Source organism: Paraburkholderia metrosideri (assembly GCF_904848625.1).
Lineage (GTDB): Bacteria > Pseudomonadota > Gammaproteobacteria > Burkholderiales > Burkholderiaceae > Paraburkholderia > Paraburkholderia metrosideri.
The window spans coordinates 151,497-169,596 of record NZ_CAJHCP010000001.1 but is presented as its reverse complement, the minus strand read 5'-3'; the positions used below and the strand labels follow the sequence as shown (position 1 = coordinate 169,596).

General features: G+C 62.9%; 14 protein-coding genes. 2 read left to right on the top strand and 12 right to left on the bottom strand.

What is annotated here, in order from left to right; all coding sequences use genetic code 11:
• Positions 1 to 104: 104 nt before the first annotated feature.
• From LMG28727_RS00705 to LMG28727_RS00695, 3 genes are all read right to left on the bottom strand, one after another.
• Positions 105 to 569, bottom strand: a complete 465-nt coding sequence (locus LMG28727_RS00705; RefSeq protein WP_201640403.1) for a hypothetical protein — start codon at positions 567 to 569, stop codon at positions 105 to 107.
• A 214-nt stretch (positions 570 to 783) separates the two neighbouring features.
• Complete coding sequence (locus tag LMG28727_RS00700) at positions 784 to 1,344, bottom strand: peroxiredoxin (protein WP_201640402.1); 561 nt, start codon at positions 1,342 to 1,344, stop codon at positions 784 to 786.
• A gap of 221 nt (positions 1,345 to 1,565) precedes the next feature.
• Positions 1,566 to 2,900 (bottom strand): EAL and HDOD domain-containing protein, encoded by a 1,335-nt coding sequence (locus LMG28727_RS00695; RefSeq protein ID WP_201640401.1) that lies wholly within the window; start codon positions 2,898 to 2,900, stop codon positions 1,566 to 1,568.
• Between the two features lie 321 nt (positions 2,901 to 3,221).
• Here LMG28727_RS00695 and LMG28727_RS00690 point away from each other — a divergent pair, with 321 nt between their 5' ends.
• Positions 3,222 to 5,036 carry a putative bifunctional diguanylate cyclase/phosphodiesterase gene (locus LMG28727_RS00690; protein WP_236591549.1) on the top strand — a complete coding sequence of 605 codons (1,815 nt, stop codon included), beginning with the start codon at positions 3,222 to 3,224 and terminating at the stop codon, positions 5,034 to 5,036.
• Between the two features lie 91 nt (positions 5,037 to 5,127).
• Complete coding sequence (locus LMG28727_RS00685) at positions 5,128 to 6,585, top strand: HDOD domain-containing protein (RefSeq protein ID WP_201640400.1); 1,458 nt, start codon at positions 5,128 to 5,130, stop codon at positions 6,583 to 6,585.
• A 229-nt stretch (positions 6,586 to 6,814) separates the two neighbouring features.
• On the opposite strand, the gene LMG28727_RS00680 is transcribed toward LMG28727_RS00685, so the two are convergent.
• The 9 genes from LMG28727_RS00680 to LMG28727_RS00640 form a co-directional block, all read right to left on the bottom strand.
• Entirely contained in the window at positions 6,815 to 8,179 is a 1,365-nt protein-coding gene (locus LMG28727_RS00680; protein ID WP_201640399.1) for an EAL and HDOD domain-containing protein, read from the bottom strand.
• 368 nt (positions 8,180 to 8,547) lie between these two features.
• Entirely contained in the window at positions 8,548 to 9,342 is a 795-nt protein-coding gene (locus tag LMG28727_RS00675; protein WP_201640398.1) for an ABC transporter substrate-binding protein, read from the bottom strand.
• Positions 9,343 to 9,611: 269 nt separating this feature from the next.
• A complete protein-coding gene (astE, locus tag LMG28727_RS00670) occupies positions 9,612 to 10,676 on the bottom strand; it encodes a succinylglutamate desuccinylase (RefSeq protein ID WP_236591548.1) in 1,065 nt (354 codons plus the stop codon).
• A complete protein-coding gene (gene astB, locus LMG28727_RS00665; protein ID WP_201640397.1) occupies positions 10,660 to 12,000 on the bottom strand; it encodes an N-succinylarginine dihydrolase in 1,341 nt (446 codons plus the stop codon). Before astB ends, astE begins: the two co-directional genes overlap by 17 nt.
• 9 nt (positions 12,001 to 12,009) lie before the next feature.
• The gene (astD, locus tag LMG28727_RS00660) at positions 12,010 to 13,473 is read right to left on the bottom strand and encodes a succinylglutamate-semialdehyde dehydrogenase (RefSeq protein ID WP_201640396.1); all 1,464 of its coding nucleotides are present in this window, start codon (positions 13,471 to 13,473) and stop codon (positions 12,010 to 12,012) included.
• A 2-nt stretch (positions 13,474 to 13,475) separates the two neighbouring features.
• A complete protein-coding gene (astA, locus tag LMG28727_RS00655; protein ID WP_201640395.1) occupies positions 13,476 to 14,513 on the bottom strand; it encodes an arginine N-succinyltransferase in 1,038 nt (345 codons plus the stop codon).
• Positions 14,510 to 15,568, bottom strand: a complete 1,059-nt coding sequence (gene aruF, locus LMG28727_RS00650; protein ID WP_201640800.1) for an arginine/ornithine succinyltransferase subunit alpha — start codon at positions 15,566 to 15,568, stop codon at positions 14,510 to 14,512. Before aruF ends, astA begins: the two co-directional genes overlap by 4 nt.
• Positions 15,569 to 15,623: 55 nt before the next feature.
• Positions 15,624 to 16,868: an aspartate aminotransferase family protein gene (locus tag LMG28727_RS00645; RefSeq protein WP_201640394.1), complete on the bottom strand. Its 1,245-nt coding sequence runs from the start codon at positions 16,866 to 16,868 to the stop codon at positions 15,624 to 15,626.
• Positions 16,869 to 17,030: 162 nt separating this feature from the next.
• Complete coding sequence (locus LMG28727_RS00640) at positions 17,031 to 18,083, bottom strand: GlxA family transcriptional regulator (RefSeq protein WP_201640393.1); 1,053 nt, start codon at positions 18,081 to 18,083, stop codon at positions 17,031 to 17,033.
• Positions 18,084 to 18,100: the final 17 nt, after the last annotated feature.

The window sequence follows — 18,100 nt, the reverse complement described above, 5'->3', positions numbered from 1 at the left end:
CGTCGTGGGTTGTGCTGGCAGTGAGCGGTCAGCACCAGGCAGTAAGCAGTAAGCACAACCCGCGAGCGCGACTCAACGCGCGCTCGCCGCGCAAAACACCTCGCTCAAAGCTTCTGGTCTATCGCCAGCAAGAAGATCCGCTGCCATTGGCGCGCTTGCCGCTCGCTCTGCATCGGCACGAGCCAGTCGCTATGGCGGGGGTCTTTGACGTGCACCGCAAGCTTCCATTCGCCGCCTGGGTTCTGCGCCTCGGCCCCACGCAGATCGGCAAAGATATAAGCGCCCTGCTCCGCGCCAAGCCGGATCTCACACAAGCGCTTGCCCGCCGCGAGCCGTACCTCGCCCCAGCTTCCGTTCAGTTCGTGAGTCCAGTCGCCGTCGCGGACATTCGGCGCGACTTCCTTGCGGCGGCGCCACCAATACGCCAGCGCGGCAATTACCAGTAACGCGACGACAATCGCCACGCCAACCGCAACGGCCAAGCCAAAAGACGCCTCGAGGGCGTAGAACGCTCGCACTGCGCCATACACCAGCGCGATCAACGCGGCCAAAGCAACAATAATCGGCATCGCAAGCTCACCAGACAAAAAAACTTAGCCTAGCACGAGCGATAGCGGATCGACGTGCAATGCCGGCTCATACGCCGCGCAAAAAGCCATTGCCGGAAACGGCCACGCGTGAGCCACGCACGGGCCCCAAGCGGGCCATACGCGCCATACTTGAGCCCCTACGCGACGACCACACGCATCGCCTGCCCGAACCTGGCGTCGGCGTACCAGCGCGTTATTGTTTATGCGTCTCCGCCCAATCCTTCACCGCCTTCAACGTATTTTCGACGTGCTTCTCCGGCGACAGGCTCGTGTACTCATAGATGATCTTGCCGTCCGGCGCGATCACGTATGACACGCGATTGGCCATCGAGTTATGCAGCGGCATGCCGGCATCGTACGCGCCGATCACTTTCGAATCGGCGTCCGCGGCGACCGGGAATTTGCTGCGGCATTCGCTCACGGAAAACTTCGTCAGCGTGTCGATGTTGTCGTGCGATACGCCGATCACCGTTGCGCCATATTTCTTGTATTCGTCGACTGCATCGGCGAATTCATGGGCTTCGATCGTGCAGCCCTTGGTGAAAGCCGCCGGGTAGAAATACACCACGACCGGCCCTTTCTTCAGCTCATCGGCGAGCGAATACGTGTACGTCTTGCCGCCCAGCGAAGCCTGCGTGGTGAAGGTCGGCGCTTCGTCGCCAGGCTTGAGCGTCGCCGAGGCCGTCAACGAAAACATCGCGAATCCGGCCGACATCACCGCGGCCAACGCTGCCGATCTGATTTTCCTTTTCATCTGTTGCTCCTCTGTGCGTGAATGCTCGCGCGTCGTCCAATGAATAGGGGGAGGCGGCTCCGGTAGACAAGCCAGCCACCTCTGCCCGCTATTGGAACACGGACGCACGGAATGCGTACACGCCGGCAACCGGAACGCGCAACGCAAACGGGGGGCGCGATGCACGCGCCCCCCGTTGATGATCACTTGTCAGCCTGCAGAAAGCCGCCTGATGTCGAGCGTCAGACCGCCACTTCTGCGATATGCGCGCCGAACCAGGCCGCTGCGGAGAGATTCAACTCCGACAGCACATCGGGCGTCAGCGCCTCGAAGCCGGCCGGCGCGTCGTGGCCAGGCGCGAGCGACGCCGCATCGCCCTCTTCAGCCGCTTCGGCCAGACGCAGCAGCGCGCCAAGCGCGCCATTGCGCAGCACGATCGCATCGCGAATCTGCGGCGCGAGGCCGAGCTTGTCCAGCACCTCGCACGGCGTACTGCCGAGCACCACGTGGACCAGCGAGAAGATGCCGGTCATGAACGCGGCATCGGCGAAATCTTCATCTGACGGACGCAGCCAGTTCGCGGCCAGCTCCATGAAGCGCGAACGCGTGCCGGCCAGTTGCACCAGCGGATCGGCGCTCCACGGCAGATCGCCGCCGTCCGCGTAAAGCAGCAGTTGCGCCCAGCGCGCAATCTGCCGTGTGCCGGTGGCGATGATCGCCTCGCGCAGCGACGCAATCTTGCGCCCCAGCCCAAACGCACTCGAATTGACGAGGCGCAGCAGTTGCACCACTACGCTCGGATTCAGCTTCAGTTCGGCTTCCAGTTCGGCAATCCCGGCATCGCGCGACAACAGCGCCAGCAACCGCAGCAGACCCGGCCGCGACGAACGGTTGCGCGGCGCGACCAGTACCTGCGGCCGGGCGAAAAAGTAACCCTGGAACAGATCGAAGCCGAGTTCGCGCGCGAGCGCGAAGTCCTCGCGCGTTTCGACCTTCTCCGCGAGCAGCGTCTTGCCGTGGTTGCGCACCATGGAAGCCAGCTTGGCGAGCGTCTCGCGCCCGGTCTGCAGGAAATCGATCTTGACGATGTCGACGTAAGGCAGCGCGCCGATCAGTTCGTCCGACAGTTCGCTGACGTCGTCCAGCGCAATCAGAAAGCCCGCGCGCCGCAACTCGCCGAGCCGGCGCGCCAGATGCGCGTCGAACCGCACGGTCTCGAGGATTTCGAGCACGAAGCGATCGGGCGGCATCAGATGGACGATGTCGTTAAACAGCAGCGCCCGGTCCATGTTGACGAAGCCGCGATGATGGCCGAGCACCGAAGGCACGCCGATCCCGCCGATCGTGCGTGCGACGACCTGCGCGGTGGCCTGCGCATCGTCGCTGATTTCGGCGTAGTTATGCGCGCCGGCTCGAAACAGCAGTTCGTAGGCGTTGAGCGCACCGTCGCGATCGAGGATCGGCTGTCGGCCCAGGTAGACGAACTGCGTGATGGAGTCCGGTCCGGTGCCGTCGACAAGCGACTCAAGCACTTCGATGTGCCGGGGTGGGATCCTGGCAATATGACGTTCGGACATGGATCATCGGTGCAAGTGTTCGGAAAAGCTACGCAGCAGCGACGTCACGGCCGACACTGCACAACAGGTTTGCCGTATTAACGGACGCGAAGCGCTGCCACTTTAACCGAATCGACCCTGGGACGGTGCCGCAACGCCGGCCGACTTCCTTACCGACTTCCTTACCCGTTGTTTTTTACAGTTTTTTGCAGTAGTCGCTAAAGATTTATCCACGCGAGTCGTTATCTCGTTCTGATGGGGCGGTTTGATACCTCTCGCCCGCCCGACCGGCGGAACACGAGCCGCCTGCCTGCAGACGAATACAGGTTGCCAGCGATAAACATGGAAGCGAACAGGATCACCGCCCCCCACCGGGGCCCCGTGCGCACGGTCATGGACCGGCTTCGTGCGTTCGGCCGGCGCGAGGACGTCATACCGCAGACCGGCGTAAGCCAAGCTGCGCAACTTGAACAGGTGGTCGGCGCGGTCGACCTGCTGGCGCATGTGGACGACGCATTGCGCTTCATTTACGTCTCCGATGCGAGTCTGCGCTTCATCGGCTATCACCGTGAGTATCTCGAGACGATCACGCTGCACGATCTGGTCGCGCCCGCCGATGTGGCGAGCCTCGACGCATTGCTCGTGCTGGCCGCCGCTTCGGGCAACGTCGAGAAGGCCACGCTCGGGCTGATCAAATCGCTCACCTATCCGATCACCGTCGAGTTGCGCGTGGTGCGCAGCAACCATAACGGTATCGACGGCTATGCGATTGCCGCATTCGACGTGTCGGCCTGGCGCGCCACCGAAGAACGTCTGACCCAGGCGCTGCATCTGGACCGTCTCACCAACCTTCCCAATCAATCCGCGCTGATTCCCGCGCTGCTCGATGCACAACGCCAGGCCGACGCGCATGGCACGCCGGCTGCGCTGCTGCTGCTCGACCTCGACGGCTATCAGCGGGTGAACCGCGCGCTCGGCTACGACGCTGGCGACGAGATGCTGCGCGATACGTCGCGGCGTCTGCTGAACATGACGAGCCCGAGCGAGACCGTGGCGCGCGTGGCCAGCGACGAGTTTGCGATTCTCGTGAAGCCCGCTGCGAGCCGCACCGACGCGGCGGCCGCTGCCGAAACGCTCGCCCGCCGTCTATTGACCGCGATCCAGCAGCCGTATGTGTTCAAGGGCCAGCAGGTGCACCTGTCGGCGAGCATCGGCATTGCGCTGTATCCGGACGTGCGGCACGCAAACGACACCGCCGCACACGACACTCACCTGCTGCGCTGGGCCGATCACGCGTTGCTGCAAGCCAAGGCGGCCGGCGGCAACACGCTCGCGTTCTACGTCCCCGACGACAACCCCGCCGATGCCGAACGCCTGAAACTGGAGGCGGACCTCTACGATGGTGTGCGTAACGGCGAGTTCTCGCTACACTTCCAGCCGATCACGAGCAGCCGCACGCATGGCGTGGTCGGCGTCGAGGCGTTGATCCGCTGGTCGCATCCGGTGCATGGTCTCGTGCCGCCTTCGATGTTCATCCCGCTTGCGGAGTCGATCGGCCTGATCAACTTCCTCGGCAACTGGGTGTTGAAGGTCGCGTGCATGCAATTGATTCAATGGGATGCAAAAGATATCTGCCTGCAGTACGTGGCCGTGAACGTATCGCCGCAGCAGTTCCGCGATCCGCGCTTCAAGGATTCGGTGCGCGAGGCGATCGAGTTGACCGGCATCGACCCGCGCCGCGTCGTGTTCGAGATCACCGAGAGTCTGCTGATGCACGACCCCGCGCATGCGAAGGGTCTGCTCGAAGAGTTGACGGCGATGGGCATACGGTTTGCTGTCGACGACTTCGGCACCGGTTACTCGAGCCTGGCTTACCTGCAACGCTTCCCGCTCGCGAAGCTGAAGATCGACCGGAGTTTTGTCGAGAATCTGCTAACCTCGCGAAACGATCAGGCAATCGTTAGCGCGGTCGTCGGGCTCGCCCAGACGCTCGATCTCGAACTGGTTGCCGAGGGCGTTGAGACGGAAGCACAACGCACTCTCCTCACCGAGATGGGCTGCGATCATATTCAGGGATGGCTCGTCTGCAAGGCGTTGCCCTCAGACGAACTCGCGCAGCGTTTCGAAGCTCGCACGCTTCACCTGCATACTGCCTAGTGATGCGGGCGAAGCGCTTGCGCAACGGAACAAGCCGGCCTCGCGCCGGCGTGGCACTCTTTGGAACATGTATGGCTTTGGCGGGACTCACATGGTAAAGGCGGCAGTGCTCGACCGGCTCTGGACGCGAATGAGCGAGCGCGGCGATTTCCCTATGCTGTCGCAGTCGCTGCGCACCACCATGACGGCGATGAACAACGACGACCTCGACTTCACCGGCCTCGTGCAAGTGGTGCTGTCGGACTTCGCGCTCACGCAAAAGGTGCTGCGGCTCGCGAACTCGGCGATGTACATGGCCTTCGGCGGCAATATCACGACCGTGTCGCGCGCGTTGATGGTGCTCGGCATGGACGCGGTCGGCCATCTCGTCGTCGGTCTGAAAATCGTCGATCACTTTCATCACAGCGCGCCGCGCCGCATCGACGCCAAACTCGAATTGAACCGTACGTTGCTGTCGGGCTGCGTCGCACGCAAGCTGACCGAGCGCGGCGATCTGCGCGCCGGTGAGGAAGCCGTGGTGTGCACGCTGATGCGGCAGATCGGCAAACTGCTGGTGGTGTTCTACCTCGACGCCGAATGGGATCAGATTCGCCGGCATATCGAAGGCGGCGCGCTCGAAACCGATGCGTGCGTGCTGGTGCTCGGCGTGACCTTCGACGAAATCGGCGAAGAAGCGGCAGTGCGCTGGCGCTTGCCCGATATGATCCGCTCGGGCATGGGCGAATTCGATCCGCAGGACACCGAGCAGCCGCGTCAGGTGCAATGGCTGCGCGCGATCACCAATTACTCGACGGCGGTCGCCAACGTGCTCACGCAGCAAAACGTGCCCGACTGGGAGCGTGAGCAGCAGATCGCCGCGCTCGCGCAGGAATATAGCGGCGTGCTGAACACCGACCCCGAGGTGCTGCTCGAAATGAGCGTGGCGCTGGCCCGCGAAGAAGGCGGCGACGGGGTGATGGCCGAGATCGTCGAGTTGCGTGCGAACGCGGACGCGATGGCGCGTGAAGCGCTCACTCCCGAGGCGCGCATTGCGGCGGGCGTGAAGGACTTACGCGAGTTGCCGGACGGCAGCCCGCTCGCGCCGGCCCTCGCAATGGCGTCGGAAACCGTGCTCGCGGGCCTGGGCTTTGCGCGCACCGTGGTGTTCGTCAAACACAGCAACGGAACCTTCAAGGCGCGCCTTGGCCTCGGTCCGAAGATCGACGCGGCACTGCCGAAGCTGACCTTCAACACCGCATTCGAGCCCGACGTGTTCCATCTCGCGATTGCGAATTCGGTCGGCATCTTCATCGAGAACGCGCGTGACCCGAAGATGGTCGCGCGATTACCGGAGTGGTTCCGCCGTTCATTCGACGACGCCCGCGCATTCGTGCTACTGCCGGTTGTCGATGAAAGTGACCAGACGGTGGCCTTGCTGTACGGCGACTGGTCTCATACGCAGGAACCCCGCCGCATCTCGCAGAAGGAGATGAGCGTGCTCAACGAAATGGCCAAGGAGTTAGGGCGTTTTTTCGGCCTGGGGCAGATGCGGGAAATGGAGATGATGTGAAGGCGTGGCGTGATCGTTGATCACCGCGCTTCACTCTTCACCGGTTTTGCATCTGCCCGACGTTGAGCGGGTAGTTGAGTGGATCGTCGAGTTCGAGGTTTGACCCGCATGCGCTGCGTGAGCGGCCCTCTGACGACAACCCACGTTGATACGTTGATGGCCGTCGGCCCAACGCGTTGTTCAGCGAGCCTTTTTCAAGGCTCGCTTTTCACCTGTGAGCGTGGACCTCTCAGTCCTCGATCCTTTCCAGACCTTCCGCGCTGCGGTCCGCGACACCGGCCCATGCGCCGGCAGCCAGTCCCATTTGCGCGACCTCTTCTACCGTCAACGTTTGCGAGCGCGCGCACAGCTTCTCGATCTGATCCCATGCGCCGAGTTCCAGCGCTTCGACCACGCCTAGCAGCAAACCCAGCGTACCCTCGCGATGCAGAATCGCGGCCTGGATCGGACGCGACAGCGTCAACACGTTCAACGTGTTTTCCAGCGAACCGCCGAACACCGCGTCGACGAATGAAAACACGCCGGTCAGAAACGCCGCGTCCGCTTCATCGCGGCCAGCGTCGGGCATGCGCTCGATCGCCAGTTCCATGAAACGCGCCCGGGTCGCCGCGAGTTGCAGCAACGGGTCGTCTTCGAGCGCGACCTTGCGGCCGTCGGCATAGAGCAGCAACTGCGTCCAGCGTGCGATGCGGTTCGTGCCGGTCGCGATGATCGCGTCGCGCAGCGTGGTGACGCGATGGCCGAGCGCCAGGCCGCTCGAATTTGCCAGCTTCATCAGATGCATCACCAGCACCGGATTCAGCTTGAGTTCGGCTTCGAGTTGCGCGACGGTCGGGTCGCCGGCCAGCAATTGCAAAAGATTCAGCAACGCGTGACGCGGCGCGCTGACGCGACGTGTCGTCAGATTCTGCGCACGCGCGAAGTAGTAGCCCTGGAAACGGTCGAAGCCGAGTCCACGCGCTGCTTCGAAACTGGCCGGCGTATCGACACCCGACGCGAGCAGCAACTTGCCCGCCGATTTCAGCACGCTCGTCAGCTTGGGCAGCAACGCAGCGGGCGCGCGCGCGAAATCGATCTTGACGACTTCCGCGTAAGGCAGCAGCTTCGCGAACGTCTCGTTGGGCTGGGTCACTTCGTCGAGCACAAAGCGATAACGGCGACCATGCAGATGCACGACACGCGCGATCAATGCGTCGTCGACGACGATGCCTGGCGGCAGTTCGAACATAAAACGATCGGCGGGCAATCGCAGAATCGCGTCGTCGAACAACACCTCGCGACTGACGTCGAAATACGCCGGATGTCCGGTGAGTGCGCTGCGCAGGTCGCTCTGCGTCAGCCCGCGGATGATCGCCCTCGCCACGCGTTGTGCCGGGTCGAGCTTGCTGTCAGGCGAGCCCTCCTGGGCGTTTGCGTCTGCGTCTGCTGGTGCTTCGGCGTCCGCAGCCGGCGTTGCCGGTGCGCGCACCTTGATCTCGTAACCGCACAGCATGCCGTCCCGGTTCAGGATCGGCTGTCGTGCAAAGCTGGCAATCAGTTGCGCGTCGTCGGCCATGCCGGTCTGCGTCACAGTTTCGATTGCGATGGTGGTCATTCCAGTCCCCCGCTTGGGCGCCGCCCTGGCGCGTGCCGCTGTATTTGATTTTGCTGCACCGTTAGCGTGTGTCTCGCTCAAAGGCCCGTCGCGCCCCCGGTGAACCCGGCGATTTTATCGCAGCCCATCCCTGCCAGCACATGCCCGCAACGCAATATCTCGAAATAATTGGCGCAGCGTTCGACAGAAAATCGCGTGAGGAATCGCGCCGTGCGCTGATGTCGTGCAAAAGCGTTCCACCCACGCGCGTTGGCTCGCGTGCGATCCTGCTGCGACCGTTGACGCCGCATCAAAAGCAAACGGCCGCATCAGCGGCCGTTCGTCCTGAAGCGCACTACCTCGCGCCAAACCTTCCCTCTATCCTTCTGTTACCGCAGCACAACCTTCACGTCGAAGTACTTCGCAGCGAGGCGGTCGATCGTGCCGTCCGCCTTCAGTTCCTTCAGCGCTTGATTGAGCGCGTCCTTCAGTGCCTTGTCGTTCTTGCGGATGCCATAACCGACGCCTGCGCCGAGCAGTTTTTCGTCGGAAACGGCCGGACCCGCGAACTCAAAGCCCGCGCCTTGTGGCTTCTTCAGAAAGCCCTTCGATGCCGCTTCCGCGTCCTGGAACGATGCGTCCAGACGACCCGAAGCCAGGTCGGCGTAAATCTGGTCCTGCGTCTGATACGGCACGACGTCGACACCCGCCGGTGCCCAGCGTGCCTTCGCGTACGTTTCCTGAATCGTGCCCTGCAACACGCCCACGTGCTTGCCCTTCAGCGATGCCGGCGTCGGCAGCAGACCACTGCCCTTCTTCGCGATCATCTGATTCGGGATCGTGTAGATCGGATCGGTGAAATCAACCGCCTGACGACGCTGCTCGGTGATCGTCATGTCCGAGTTGATCGCGTTGAACTTGCGCGCTTCCAGCGCCGGAATCAGGCCGTCGAACGAATTTTCGACCCACACGCATTTCGCCTTCAGCTTCGCGCACACGGCATTGCCGACGTCGATGTCGAAACCTTGCAGTTCGCCCGACGGCGACTTCGATTCGAACGGCGCATACGACGCCTCGACGCCAAAACGCACTTCCTTGATATCCGCGGCCGATGCCGTGCCAGCCGCTACCGTTGCCGTCGCGAACAGCGCGAGCGCAGCCATGTTTCGCCAATTCATCTTCATTACGGGTGTTCCTATACGGTATTGAGTAAAACGGAGTCGAATCTGCGCAGGCATGATTGCCGCGCCAAAAATGCGATTCAAACTCGTGCGGCCGGTTTGGTGCAGCGCAACAGCCGCGAGGGCGAGATTGTACAGGCTTCGCGGAGCACGCCTGGCGGGCGGGGGAAAGCGCCTGCCTGACGCGACACGCACGCGATGCACGGGGAAGGTGCAAGTTTGTGTCGCGCCAAAGCAAGGAGAGAACGCGAAAGAGCTAAGACCGCGACCGCTCAGACAAGCTTCGAGAGGGTGTCCTGAGTCGTTTCGATCACCAGCAGACCGGCGCGCAAACCCGGCTTGACCGTTGCGTTCGGGAACACGATGCGCTCCTCGTCGTGACGCACGGCATAGCGATAGTCGCCGTCACGGGCGAGCAAGGTGTTTTTCGCGAATGGCGTGAAATTGGCGACGTCTTTCGCCAGCAGTAGCTCGAATGCATCGCTCTGCTTGGTGATCTGGTCGATGACGGTGAATACGCGCGGCATGGCTGCCGGTGCGGCGTCGTGAGTGCCGGCCAGCAGATCACGCACCGCCCGATCCGCGCCCGCGAAGCGCGTCAGATCGTTCTCGCCAAAGGGACGCACCTTGCCTAATTCGAGCGTGCACGCTTGTGCACTACATGCCTCCGCGGTGAAATGCGAATACGTGTTGGCCTTGGTGGTGTGCAGCAGCACCGCGCTGATATGCGCGCTGCCGAGCCACTCGAACATGGCACGAGAAAACGGCTTGCCCGTGTGCGGCAGCAACGCGAATTGCTCGAATGCCGATGCGCGGATCGCCGTATGCATGTCGATGTGCCAGCGTCCGCCGGGTTCATTCGACGCTGCCGCAAAGAACTGCACGGCGGCCTGCTCGAGCGCCGCGGCACGCGGCGCCTCATGGCTTCCCGGCACCTGCAGATGACGACCGCTGAACAGACGGTTCAGATCGTCGTCGCGATAACGGTGCGCATCGCGCATCGCGTCCACATTGCCGAGGATCACCAGCAGCCGGCACGTCAATGAAGCCGCACCGCTTGAGATATCGCGGACCAGAAACGACAGCAATTCGATCGGCGCGGTTTCATCGCCATGCACGCCAGCCGAAACCAGCACGCTGCGTGCGCTTGCCTCGCGGGGCTGCGGTGTCGCGGGCTCCATGAGCAGAACCCCGTCGTCCAGCCACGACCAGTGCACTGCGCCGTTAGCGCAGCTGCCCTGCGATTCCTGTGCCGACGGCCGCGTCCCGGCCAGCGTATAAGCGAGAAAATCGTCGAGCATCGAATCCGGCATCACCTGCTCAGCGCTGGAAGTCATAGAGCGAACCCAAACCGAGAATCTGCGTCAGTTCATCGAGCGCCGTACGCGACTCCGTCAGCAATTGCGGATCGGTCAGATCGGACGGTGCGAGACGGTCGCGATAATGCTTTTCGATCCATGTGTCGAGACGGCCGAACAACGTGTCGTTGATCCACACGCCCGATGAAACCGCCGCGCGCTCCGCGTCGTCGAGTACCACCCGCAGACGCAGGCACGCCGGGCCGCCGCCGTTCTTCATGCTCTCGCGCAGATCGAATACCAGCACGTCGTCGATCGGGCCGGCCTGCGAACCCAGATCGTCCAGATACGCCGCAACCCGCGGATTTTCGCGGCATTCCTGCGGCACCACCAGCACCTGCCGGCCGTGGGGACGCGTCAACAACTGGCTGTTGAACAGATACGAGGTCACCGCGTCGGCGACACTGACTTGCGCGTCGGGCACTTCGATCACGTTGAAGCCGGCCTTCATGCCGTCGAGCTTCGAGCGCAATTCGTCGTACACCGCCTTCTGTTCGACGAACGCGAGTTGATGGCAGAACAGCGTGTTGCGGTTGCCGACGGCGATCACGTCGTTGTGAAACACGCCCGCGTCGATCACGTCGGGGTTCTGCTGCGCGTACACGGTGGCCGCTTCCTGCAAGCCATGACGATGCGCGACCGCGCGGCTCGCCTCGAAAGTCTGGCGCGCGGGGAAGCGCTTCGGCTCCGGTCCGCGACGATACTCGCTGCGTCCGTACACAAAGAATTCGACGCCACGTGCGCCATATTCCGCGCAAAAACGCGTGTGATTCGCCGCGCCTTCATCACCGAGTGCGGGCGTGCCCGGCAGAGCCTCGTGAATGACGAAGCGATCGTGATCGTTGAAGATCGCGCTCAACGTGTGACGCGTGGATTGATGTTCGATCGCGCGATGCAACTTGCTGCACAGATTGGCGGGCGTGAAATGCACACGCCCGTCGCCCGTATCCGCTGACGGGCTCACGGTGGCCGCGTTCGCGGTCCACATCGCCGACGCCGAACTCGCGGCGGCCAGCAATTCCGGCGCGTCTTTCGCGACTCGCGCGATGACCGTCGCGTCGTCGCCGGAAAAACCGAGTTCACGCAACAGACGCATCGACGGACGCTCCTGCGGCGGCAACACGCCCTGATGAAAACCGAGGTCGGCCAACTGCTTCATCTTGCGCAGACCCTGCCGCGCCGCAGCCTTCGGATTCGCGACCGACTTCTCGTTGTTCTGCGACGCGACGTTGCCGAACGACAGCCCCGCATAGTTGTGGGTCGGGCCGACCAGGCCGTCGAAATTGGCTTCAGTGGCTTGCATCGTCGATCCTTAGAATTGAAGGCCCGGCGAGACGCTCGCGGGCATGTTCAGTTGCGCGCTTTCGACGGAGGCCATCGGGTACGCGCAGTAGTCGGCGGCGTAATACGCGCTCGGGCGGTGGTTGCCCGAGCGGCCCGGACCGCCGAACGGCGCGCCCGACGACGCACCGTTGGTGGGCCGGTTCCAGTTGACGATACCCGCGCGGATGGTGCGCTGGAAATGCGTCCACAGCGCTTCGTCGTCGGCGAGGAGACCGGCGGAGAGACCGAATTCGGTGTCGTTGGCGCGGTCGATCGCTTCGTCGAAACTGTCGTAACGGATGATCTGCGCGAGCGGGCCGAAGTGTTCTTCGTCGGGCAGATTCTTCACGTGGGTCACGTCGAGAATGGCCGGTGTGACGAAGCCCAGCTTCGGATCGCGTTGCTCCATCTTGAGGAGTGCCGTCGCGCCGTCGGCCAGCAGGCGTTCCTGCGCAGCGACCAGTCGCGAAGCGGCGCGAGCCGACACCACGGCGCCCATGAACGGCTGCGGATCGGCGTTATATTCGCCGACACTGATCCGCGACGTGACCTCGGTCAGCCGCGCGACGAAGCGCTCGCCGTTCGCATCGTTCGGCACGAAGATACGGCGCGCGCACGTGCAGCGCTGCCCCGCCGACAGAAACGCCGACTGGATCGTGTGATGCACAGCGGCGTCGAGATCCGCGACCGGGCCGATCACGAGCGGGTTGTTGCCGCCCATTTCCAGCGCGAGCACGATCTCCGGACGTCCGCCGAATTGTTTGTGCAGCAATGTTCCGGTATCCGAACTACCGGTAAAGAACAGCCCATCGATCTGCCGGTGATTGGCGAGCGCAATGCCCGTGTCCTTCTCGCCTTGCACGAGATTCAGCACGCCCGCGGGCAAGCCCGCGTCGCGCCAGATCTGCACGGTGACCGCAGCCACGCCCGGCGCCAGTTCGGACGGTTTGAACACGACCGCGTTACCCGCGATCAGCGCGGGCACGATATGCCCGTTCGGCAAGTGTCCAGGAAAGTTATACGGCCCAAACACAGCGACCACGCCATGCGGACGATGCCGCAACACGGCAGTGCCGTCTGCCATTGCCGAACGCTTTTCGCCGGTGCGTTCGTTATAGGCCTGAATCGAAATCTCGACCTTCGCCGCCATCGACGCCGCTTCGGTGCGCGCTTCCCACAGCGGTTTGCCAGTTTCGCGGCCAATCGCTTCGGCGAGCACTTCCTTGCGCTCCGTCACGAGCGCGGCGAAGCGGCGCACCACGGCGCAACGTTCGTCGAAGCTCAATGCCGACCACGTCGCAAACGCGCGGCGTGCGCTGCGCACGGCGCGATCGACATCGTCCGCCGACGCGCTGTGGCCTTCCCAAACCGTCGCGCCCGTACCCGGGTTGCGCGATGCGAATGCGGGTCCTGTGCCGGCGGCCCATTCGCCGTCGATGAAAAGCTCGCTCATGATCATCCCTGTTTGTGTTTCAGCGGCAGCACCCGTACCAGGTCGCCTGTCTTGACGTCGAGTGCCGCGGCTTCCGTTGCATTCATCCGGAACACGCCGGCTTGCGGTACGCCCGCCGCGATGCCTACGCGAAAATCGCCGAGTGACGTATTCGATACCATCGAGCGCGGTGCGTCGTGAGAAGCACCTGCGGGTACATCGGCGATCTCGACCGGCACCAGCACGCTCTCGCGGACCGTGCGCAAGTCGGCGATATGGCATTCGAGCACCGGACCCGCGTCGAAAATATCGACGTGATTCTCGTAGCGCAGCCCTTCCGATTCGAGCATGCGGCGCGCGGGAATCGTGTCGTTATGCGTGAGGCCGACGCATTTCTGCGCTTCTTCCGGCAGCAGCTCGACGTACACCGGATAGCGCGGCATCAACTCCGCAAGAAACGATTTGCGGCCGTGCGAACTCAAATAGTCCGCGGCATTGAAGTCGATCTGGTAGAAATGCGAGCCGACCGCGCGCCAGAACGGCGACGTGCCTTCTGCATCGAAATGGCCGCGCAATTCCGCGCACAGACGCTGCGGAAAACGCTCGCGAAACTGCGCGAGAAACATGAAGCGCGAGCGCGACAGCAAACCGCCCACGCCACTCGTGCGATAACGCGGGCTGAGGAACAGCGAGCACACTTCGGCGTAACCGGTCAGGTCGTGCGAGATGTTCAGCGCGCTCATGCGGGTCCAGATGCCGAGGTCCTGACTCGCGTGCACTACCGTGCTGACGCGATAGTTGTAGAACGGCTGTTGCAGACCCACCGCCGTTTCGATTCCGCAGACACCGGCGACGTCGCCGGTATCGGTGTCTTCCATCACGAAGAAGTAGCCTGCTTCGTGAGGCTCCGCTTTGTCTTCCATCGTACGGCGCGCACGTTCGACGCGCGCCGCGAGGGCATCGCGATCCGGCTTGAACGTGGTGAGACCGGGGCCGGTTTCCTGCGCGAGCCGCATCAGCGCATCCACATCGCCTCGTTGTACAACGCGAACGACGATCATTGCGCCTCTCCCGATGGTTCTTCCTGATCCTGTTGATGCAACGGCACACAGCGCACCGCATCGCCTTCCTGTACACCGAGCGCGGCGCGCGCTTCGAGTGCAAGCGCCGCACCCTTTCCTGCCGTCAATTCGCCGAGCACGCAACGGAATTCGCCGTGGTCACCGTTATGCGCGATCAGATAGATCGATGCATTCGCAGCATGAGTTTCGTTGGCTTCATGCACCACGCGCGTTTCGTTACGCGTGACACACGCGCTGCGATCCACCTGCGCGGTCAACACTGGACCCGCATCGAAGATATCGATGAAGCGGTCGGTCTCGAAGCCTTCTTCCTGATGAATTTCATAGGCAAGCCATGCTTTCGAATCCGGCTCGCCCAGCACGCGCTGCGCCGCTTCCGGCAACAACGGGACATACACCGGGTAGGTTGGCATCACTTCAGCGATAAACGTGCGGCTGCGGCCACCCGATTCGATTTCGATGTCGGCGAAATTGCGGCCGAAGAACTTGCGCCCCACCGCTTCCCAGAATGGCGACACGCCGTTTTCATCCGTAACGCCGAGCAGCAGCGAGAACACCTCGGGCGTAAAGCGCTTGCGATTCGCGGCGATGTACATCATCCGCGCACGCGACATCAGATGCGCGGCGGCATCGTTACGCAGTGACGGATCGATGTAATAACCCGCGAGCCGGCTCTTACCCGTGAGTTCATGCGACATGGTCAGCGCATGAATCTTGCGATTCACGTGCAGTTCGCGCGACGCGTGAATCAGCGCGTCGTTGCGAAATGCGTAGAACGGGTCCGAATAACCGGCTGCGGCGACGATGCTCGCCGTGCCCATCAGCTTGCCGCTTGCGCTGTCTTCGAGCACGAACAGATAGAACTCCTCGCCCGGAAAATCGACCTCCGCGCGAAAAGAGTCTTCCGACAGCGCGATGCGCGCTTCGAGCGCGCGCCGGTCGTGCGGCAACGAATGCAGCACCGGTTGCGCGGTGCGCGCCATCTGTTCGAGCGCGTCGAGATCCGCGAGGCGGCTGGGGCGTACGAAGAGCATCATCGTTCCTGTTGAATGTGACGCATGGTTCGCTGCTTCAACTCCATGCTGTGAATCAACGCGCCGCCGCTTGCGCTGCTTGTGTATTCGCTTCGACGATTTCGCCGAACGCCTTCGTCAACCGCTCGAAGCCTTCGTTCATATCGTCGAGCGGCATGATCAGCGACGGCACGAAACGCAGCACATCGGGACCGGCCATCAGCATGATCACGCCATGCTGACCCGCAGCGGTGACGAAATCTTTCGCGCGACCCTTGAACGCGTCGGTTAATTCAGCGCCGATCAGGAGACCCTTGCCGCGCACTTCCTTGAACAACCCGAAGCGTTCATGCAGCTTCGCGAGATGGCCCTTCAATGCTTCACCGCGAGCGCGCACGCCTTCGAGCACCTTCGGGTCGCTGACCAGTTCGACGACTTTTTCGGCGATGGCGGTGCCGAGCGGATTGCCGCCGTACGTCGTGCCATGCACGCCGACCTTGAAATGCGCGGCCAGTTCGTTCGTGGTCAGCATTGCGCCGATCGGGAAACCGTTGCCGAGCGCCTTGGCCGTGGTCAGGATGTCTGGCGTGACGCCGGTGTCCTCGTATGCGTAGAAGTAGCCGCTACGGCCCACCCCCGTTTGTACCTCGTCAAAAATCAGCAGTGCGCCGTGCTGGTCGCAGGCTTCGCGCAAGGTCTTCAGAAAGGCCGCGTCGGCGGGAATCACGCCGCCTTCGCCCTGAATCGGCTCGACGATCACCGCGCAGGTTTTCGCGCCGATCGCCTGCTTTGCCGCTTCGATGTCGTTGTACGCCAAGTGCCTGATGCCGGCCGGCACCGGACCGAAACCTTCCGAATACTTCGGCTGGCCGCCGACGCTCACCGTGAAGAACGTACGGCCATGGAACGACTGCGTGAACGAGATGATTTCGTCTTTATCTTCGCCGAAACGGTCGAATGCGACGCGGCGCGCGAGCTTCAGCGCGGCTTCGTTCGCTTCGGCACCCGAGTTCGCGAAGAACGCGCGGTCGGCGAACGTGAGGTCTTCGAGACGTTTGGCGAGGCGCAGCACTGGCTCGTTGGTATAACCATTGCCGATGTGCCACAGCTTGCCGCCCTGCTCGTGCAGCACCTTCAGCAACTCGGGATGCGAATGGCCGAGCGCGGTGACGGCGATGCCGCCGGCGAAGTCGATATAGTCGCGGCCCTGCGTATCCCAGACGCGTGAGCCGAGACCGCGATCCGGTACGAAGGCGGCGGGCGAAAACACCGGCACCATGACTTCGTCGAAGGTCTGGCGTGTCACAGTCAGGTCGTTCATGGCAAATCCTCGTTACAGGTGAGAGGTAATACGAGTAGTGTAGGAAACCGCACGCGATACGTCTTGCGCATACGCGACGCTTTCTATGAGGTTCCACGCGCGCGAACGGCTGCGGTGTTTGCGCGGCATTTCACGGCATGCAGGTTCACTGCATGCACCGCGTCAATCCACCTGATCCGGCCGCTCGATCAGCGCACCCGGCCGTGGCTCGCTTGCCGCCGCGCCGCTTGCGCCGGTCTGCTTGTCGATCCAGTTACGACGATCCTCTCGCGGTGTGACACCAAAACGTTCGCGATACGCATTCGAAAAGTGCGCCGCCGACGAAAAACCGCAAGCGAGACTGATCTGCACGACCGATTTGCTAGTGCGCTGCAATTGCGTGCGCGCCTTGGACAGCCGCAAGCCCAGGTAGTATTTGGACGGCATCGAGCCGAGATACTGGCGAAACAGGCGTTCGAGTTGCCGACGCGACACGCCGACCAGACCGGCGATTTCATCGGTGGTGAGCGGGTCTTCGATATTCGCTTCCATCAGCAGCAACGCGTCGTTCAAACGCGGATGCCGCTCACCGGGCGCGGTCACGAATGGAATCCGCTGACGCTCCTCGCCCGCCCGCAATACGCCGACGCCAAGCGTATCGGCGATCCGGTCTGCCAGTTCGGGGCCGTGTTCGCGGCCGATCATCGCGAGCATGAAGTCGACGGTCGCCTGACCGCCCGCGCACGTCGCCCGATCGCGGTCGATTTCGAAAATCTGCTGGGTGACGATGGAGCGCTCGAACTGCTCGGAAAACTGCTGATAGGTTTCCCAGTTCACACTCACGCGATAACCGGACAACTGCCCCGCCATGGCAAGCCACCACACGCCGTGGTGAATGCCGGTGACCAGCGGCGTGCGCTGCCCGACCCGCGACAAACTCGCGAGAAACAACCGGTAGTCGGCAAACTGCTGAAAGCGTTCGCTGACGATGATCAGCCAGTCGCACGCCATTGCGTCGCCGAAGGCGGCATCGGCGGGCCATTGCGCGCCGCCCGACAGCGGCACCGCGCGGCCGTCCCACGAACACACCTGCACGCGATACAGCGCGCGGCCGTCGATTTCATTGGCAAGATTGAGCGCATCGACAATCGGCCCGACGCCCGACATCGAGACGGGCGGCAACGCGACGATGGCGACCTGCGTGGTGCGGGTGGGACTGGACGTGCGAGGAGGCATCGTGAACGGGCGAAATA

Bases quoted from the DNA above. Each gene is read 5' to 3' on its own strand.
- astD (WP_201640396.1), bottom strand. From the start codon at position 13,473: ATGAGCGAGCTTTTCATCGACGGCGAATGGGCCGCCGGCACAGGACCC.
- LMG28727_RS00645 (WP_201640394.1), bottom strand. From the start codon at position 16,868: ATGAACGACCTGACTGTGACACGCCAGACCTTCGACGAAGTCATGGTG.
- LMG28727_RS00680 (WP_201640399.1), bottom strand. From the start codon at position 8,179: ATGACCACCATCGCAATCGAAACTGTGACGCAGACCGGCATGGCCGAC.
- LMG28727_RS00690 (WP_236591549.1), top strand. From the start codon at position 3,222: ATGGAAGCGAACAGGATCACCGCCCCCCACCGGGGCCCCGTGCGCACG.
- LMG28727_RS00695 (WP_201640401.1), bottom strand. From the start codon at position 2,900: ATGTCCGAACGTCATATTGCCAGGATCCCACCCCGGCACATCGAAGTG.
- LMG28727_RS00640 (WP_201640393.1), bottom strand. From the start codon at position 18,083: ATGCCTCCTCGCACGTCCAGTCCCACCCGCACCACGCAGGTCGCCATC.
- LMG28727_RS00705 (WP_201640403.1), bottom strand. From the start codon at position 569: ATGCCGATTATTGTTGCTTTGGCCGCGTTGATCGCGCTGGTGTATGGC.
- astA (WP_201640395.1), bottom strand. From the start codon at position 14,513: ATGATCGTCGTTCGCGTTGTACAACGAGGCGATGTGGATGCGCTGATG.
- LMG28727_RS00700 (WP_201640402.1), bottom strand. From the start codon at position 1,344: ATGAAAAGGAAAATCAGATCGGCAGCGTTGGCCGCGGTGATGTCGGCC.
- aruF (WP_201640800.1), bottom strand. From the start codon at position 15,568: ATGCTCTTCGTACGCCCCAGCCGCCTCGCGGATCTCGACGCGCTCGAA.
- astE (WP_236591548.1), bottom strand. From the start codon at position 10,676: ATGACTTCCAGCGCTGAGCAGGTGATGCCGGATTCGATGCTCGACGAT.
- astB (WP_201640397.1), bottom strand. From the start codon at position 12,000: ATGCAAGCCACTGAAGCCAATTTCGACGGCCTGGTCGGCCCGACCCAC.
- LMG28727_RS00675 (WP_201640398.1), bottom strand. From the start codon at position 9,342: ATGAAGATGAATTGGCGAAACATGGCTGCGCTCGCGCTGTTCGCGACG.
- LMG28727_RS00685 (WP_201640400.1), top strand. From the start codon at position 5,128: ATGGTAAAGGCGGCAGTGCTCGACCGGCTCTGGACGCGAATGAGCGAG.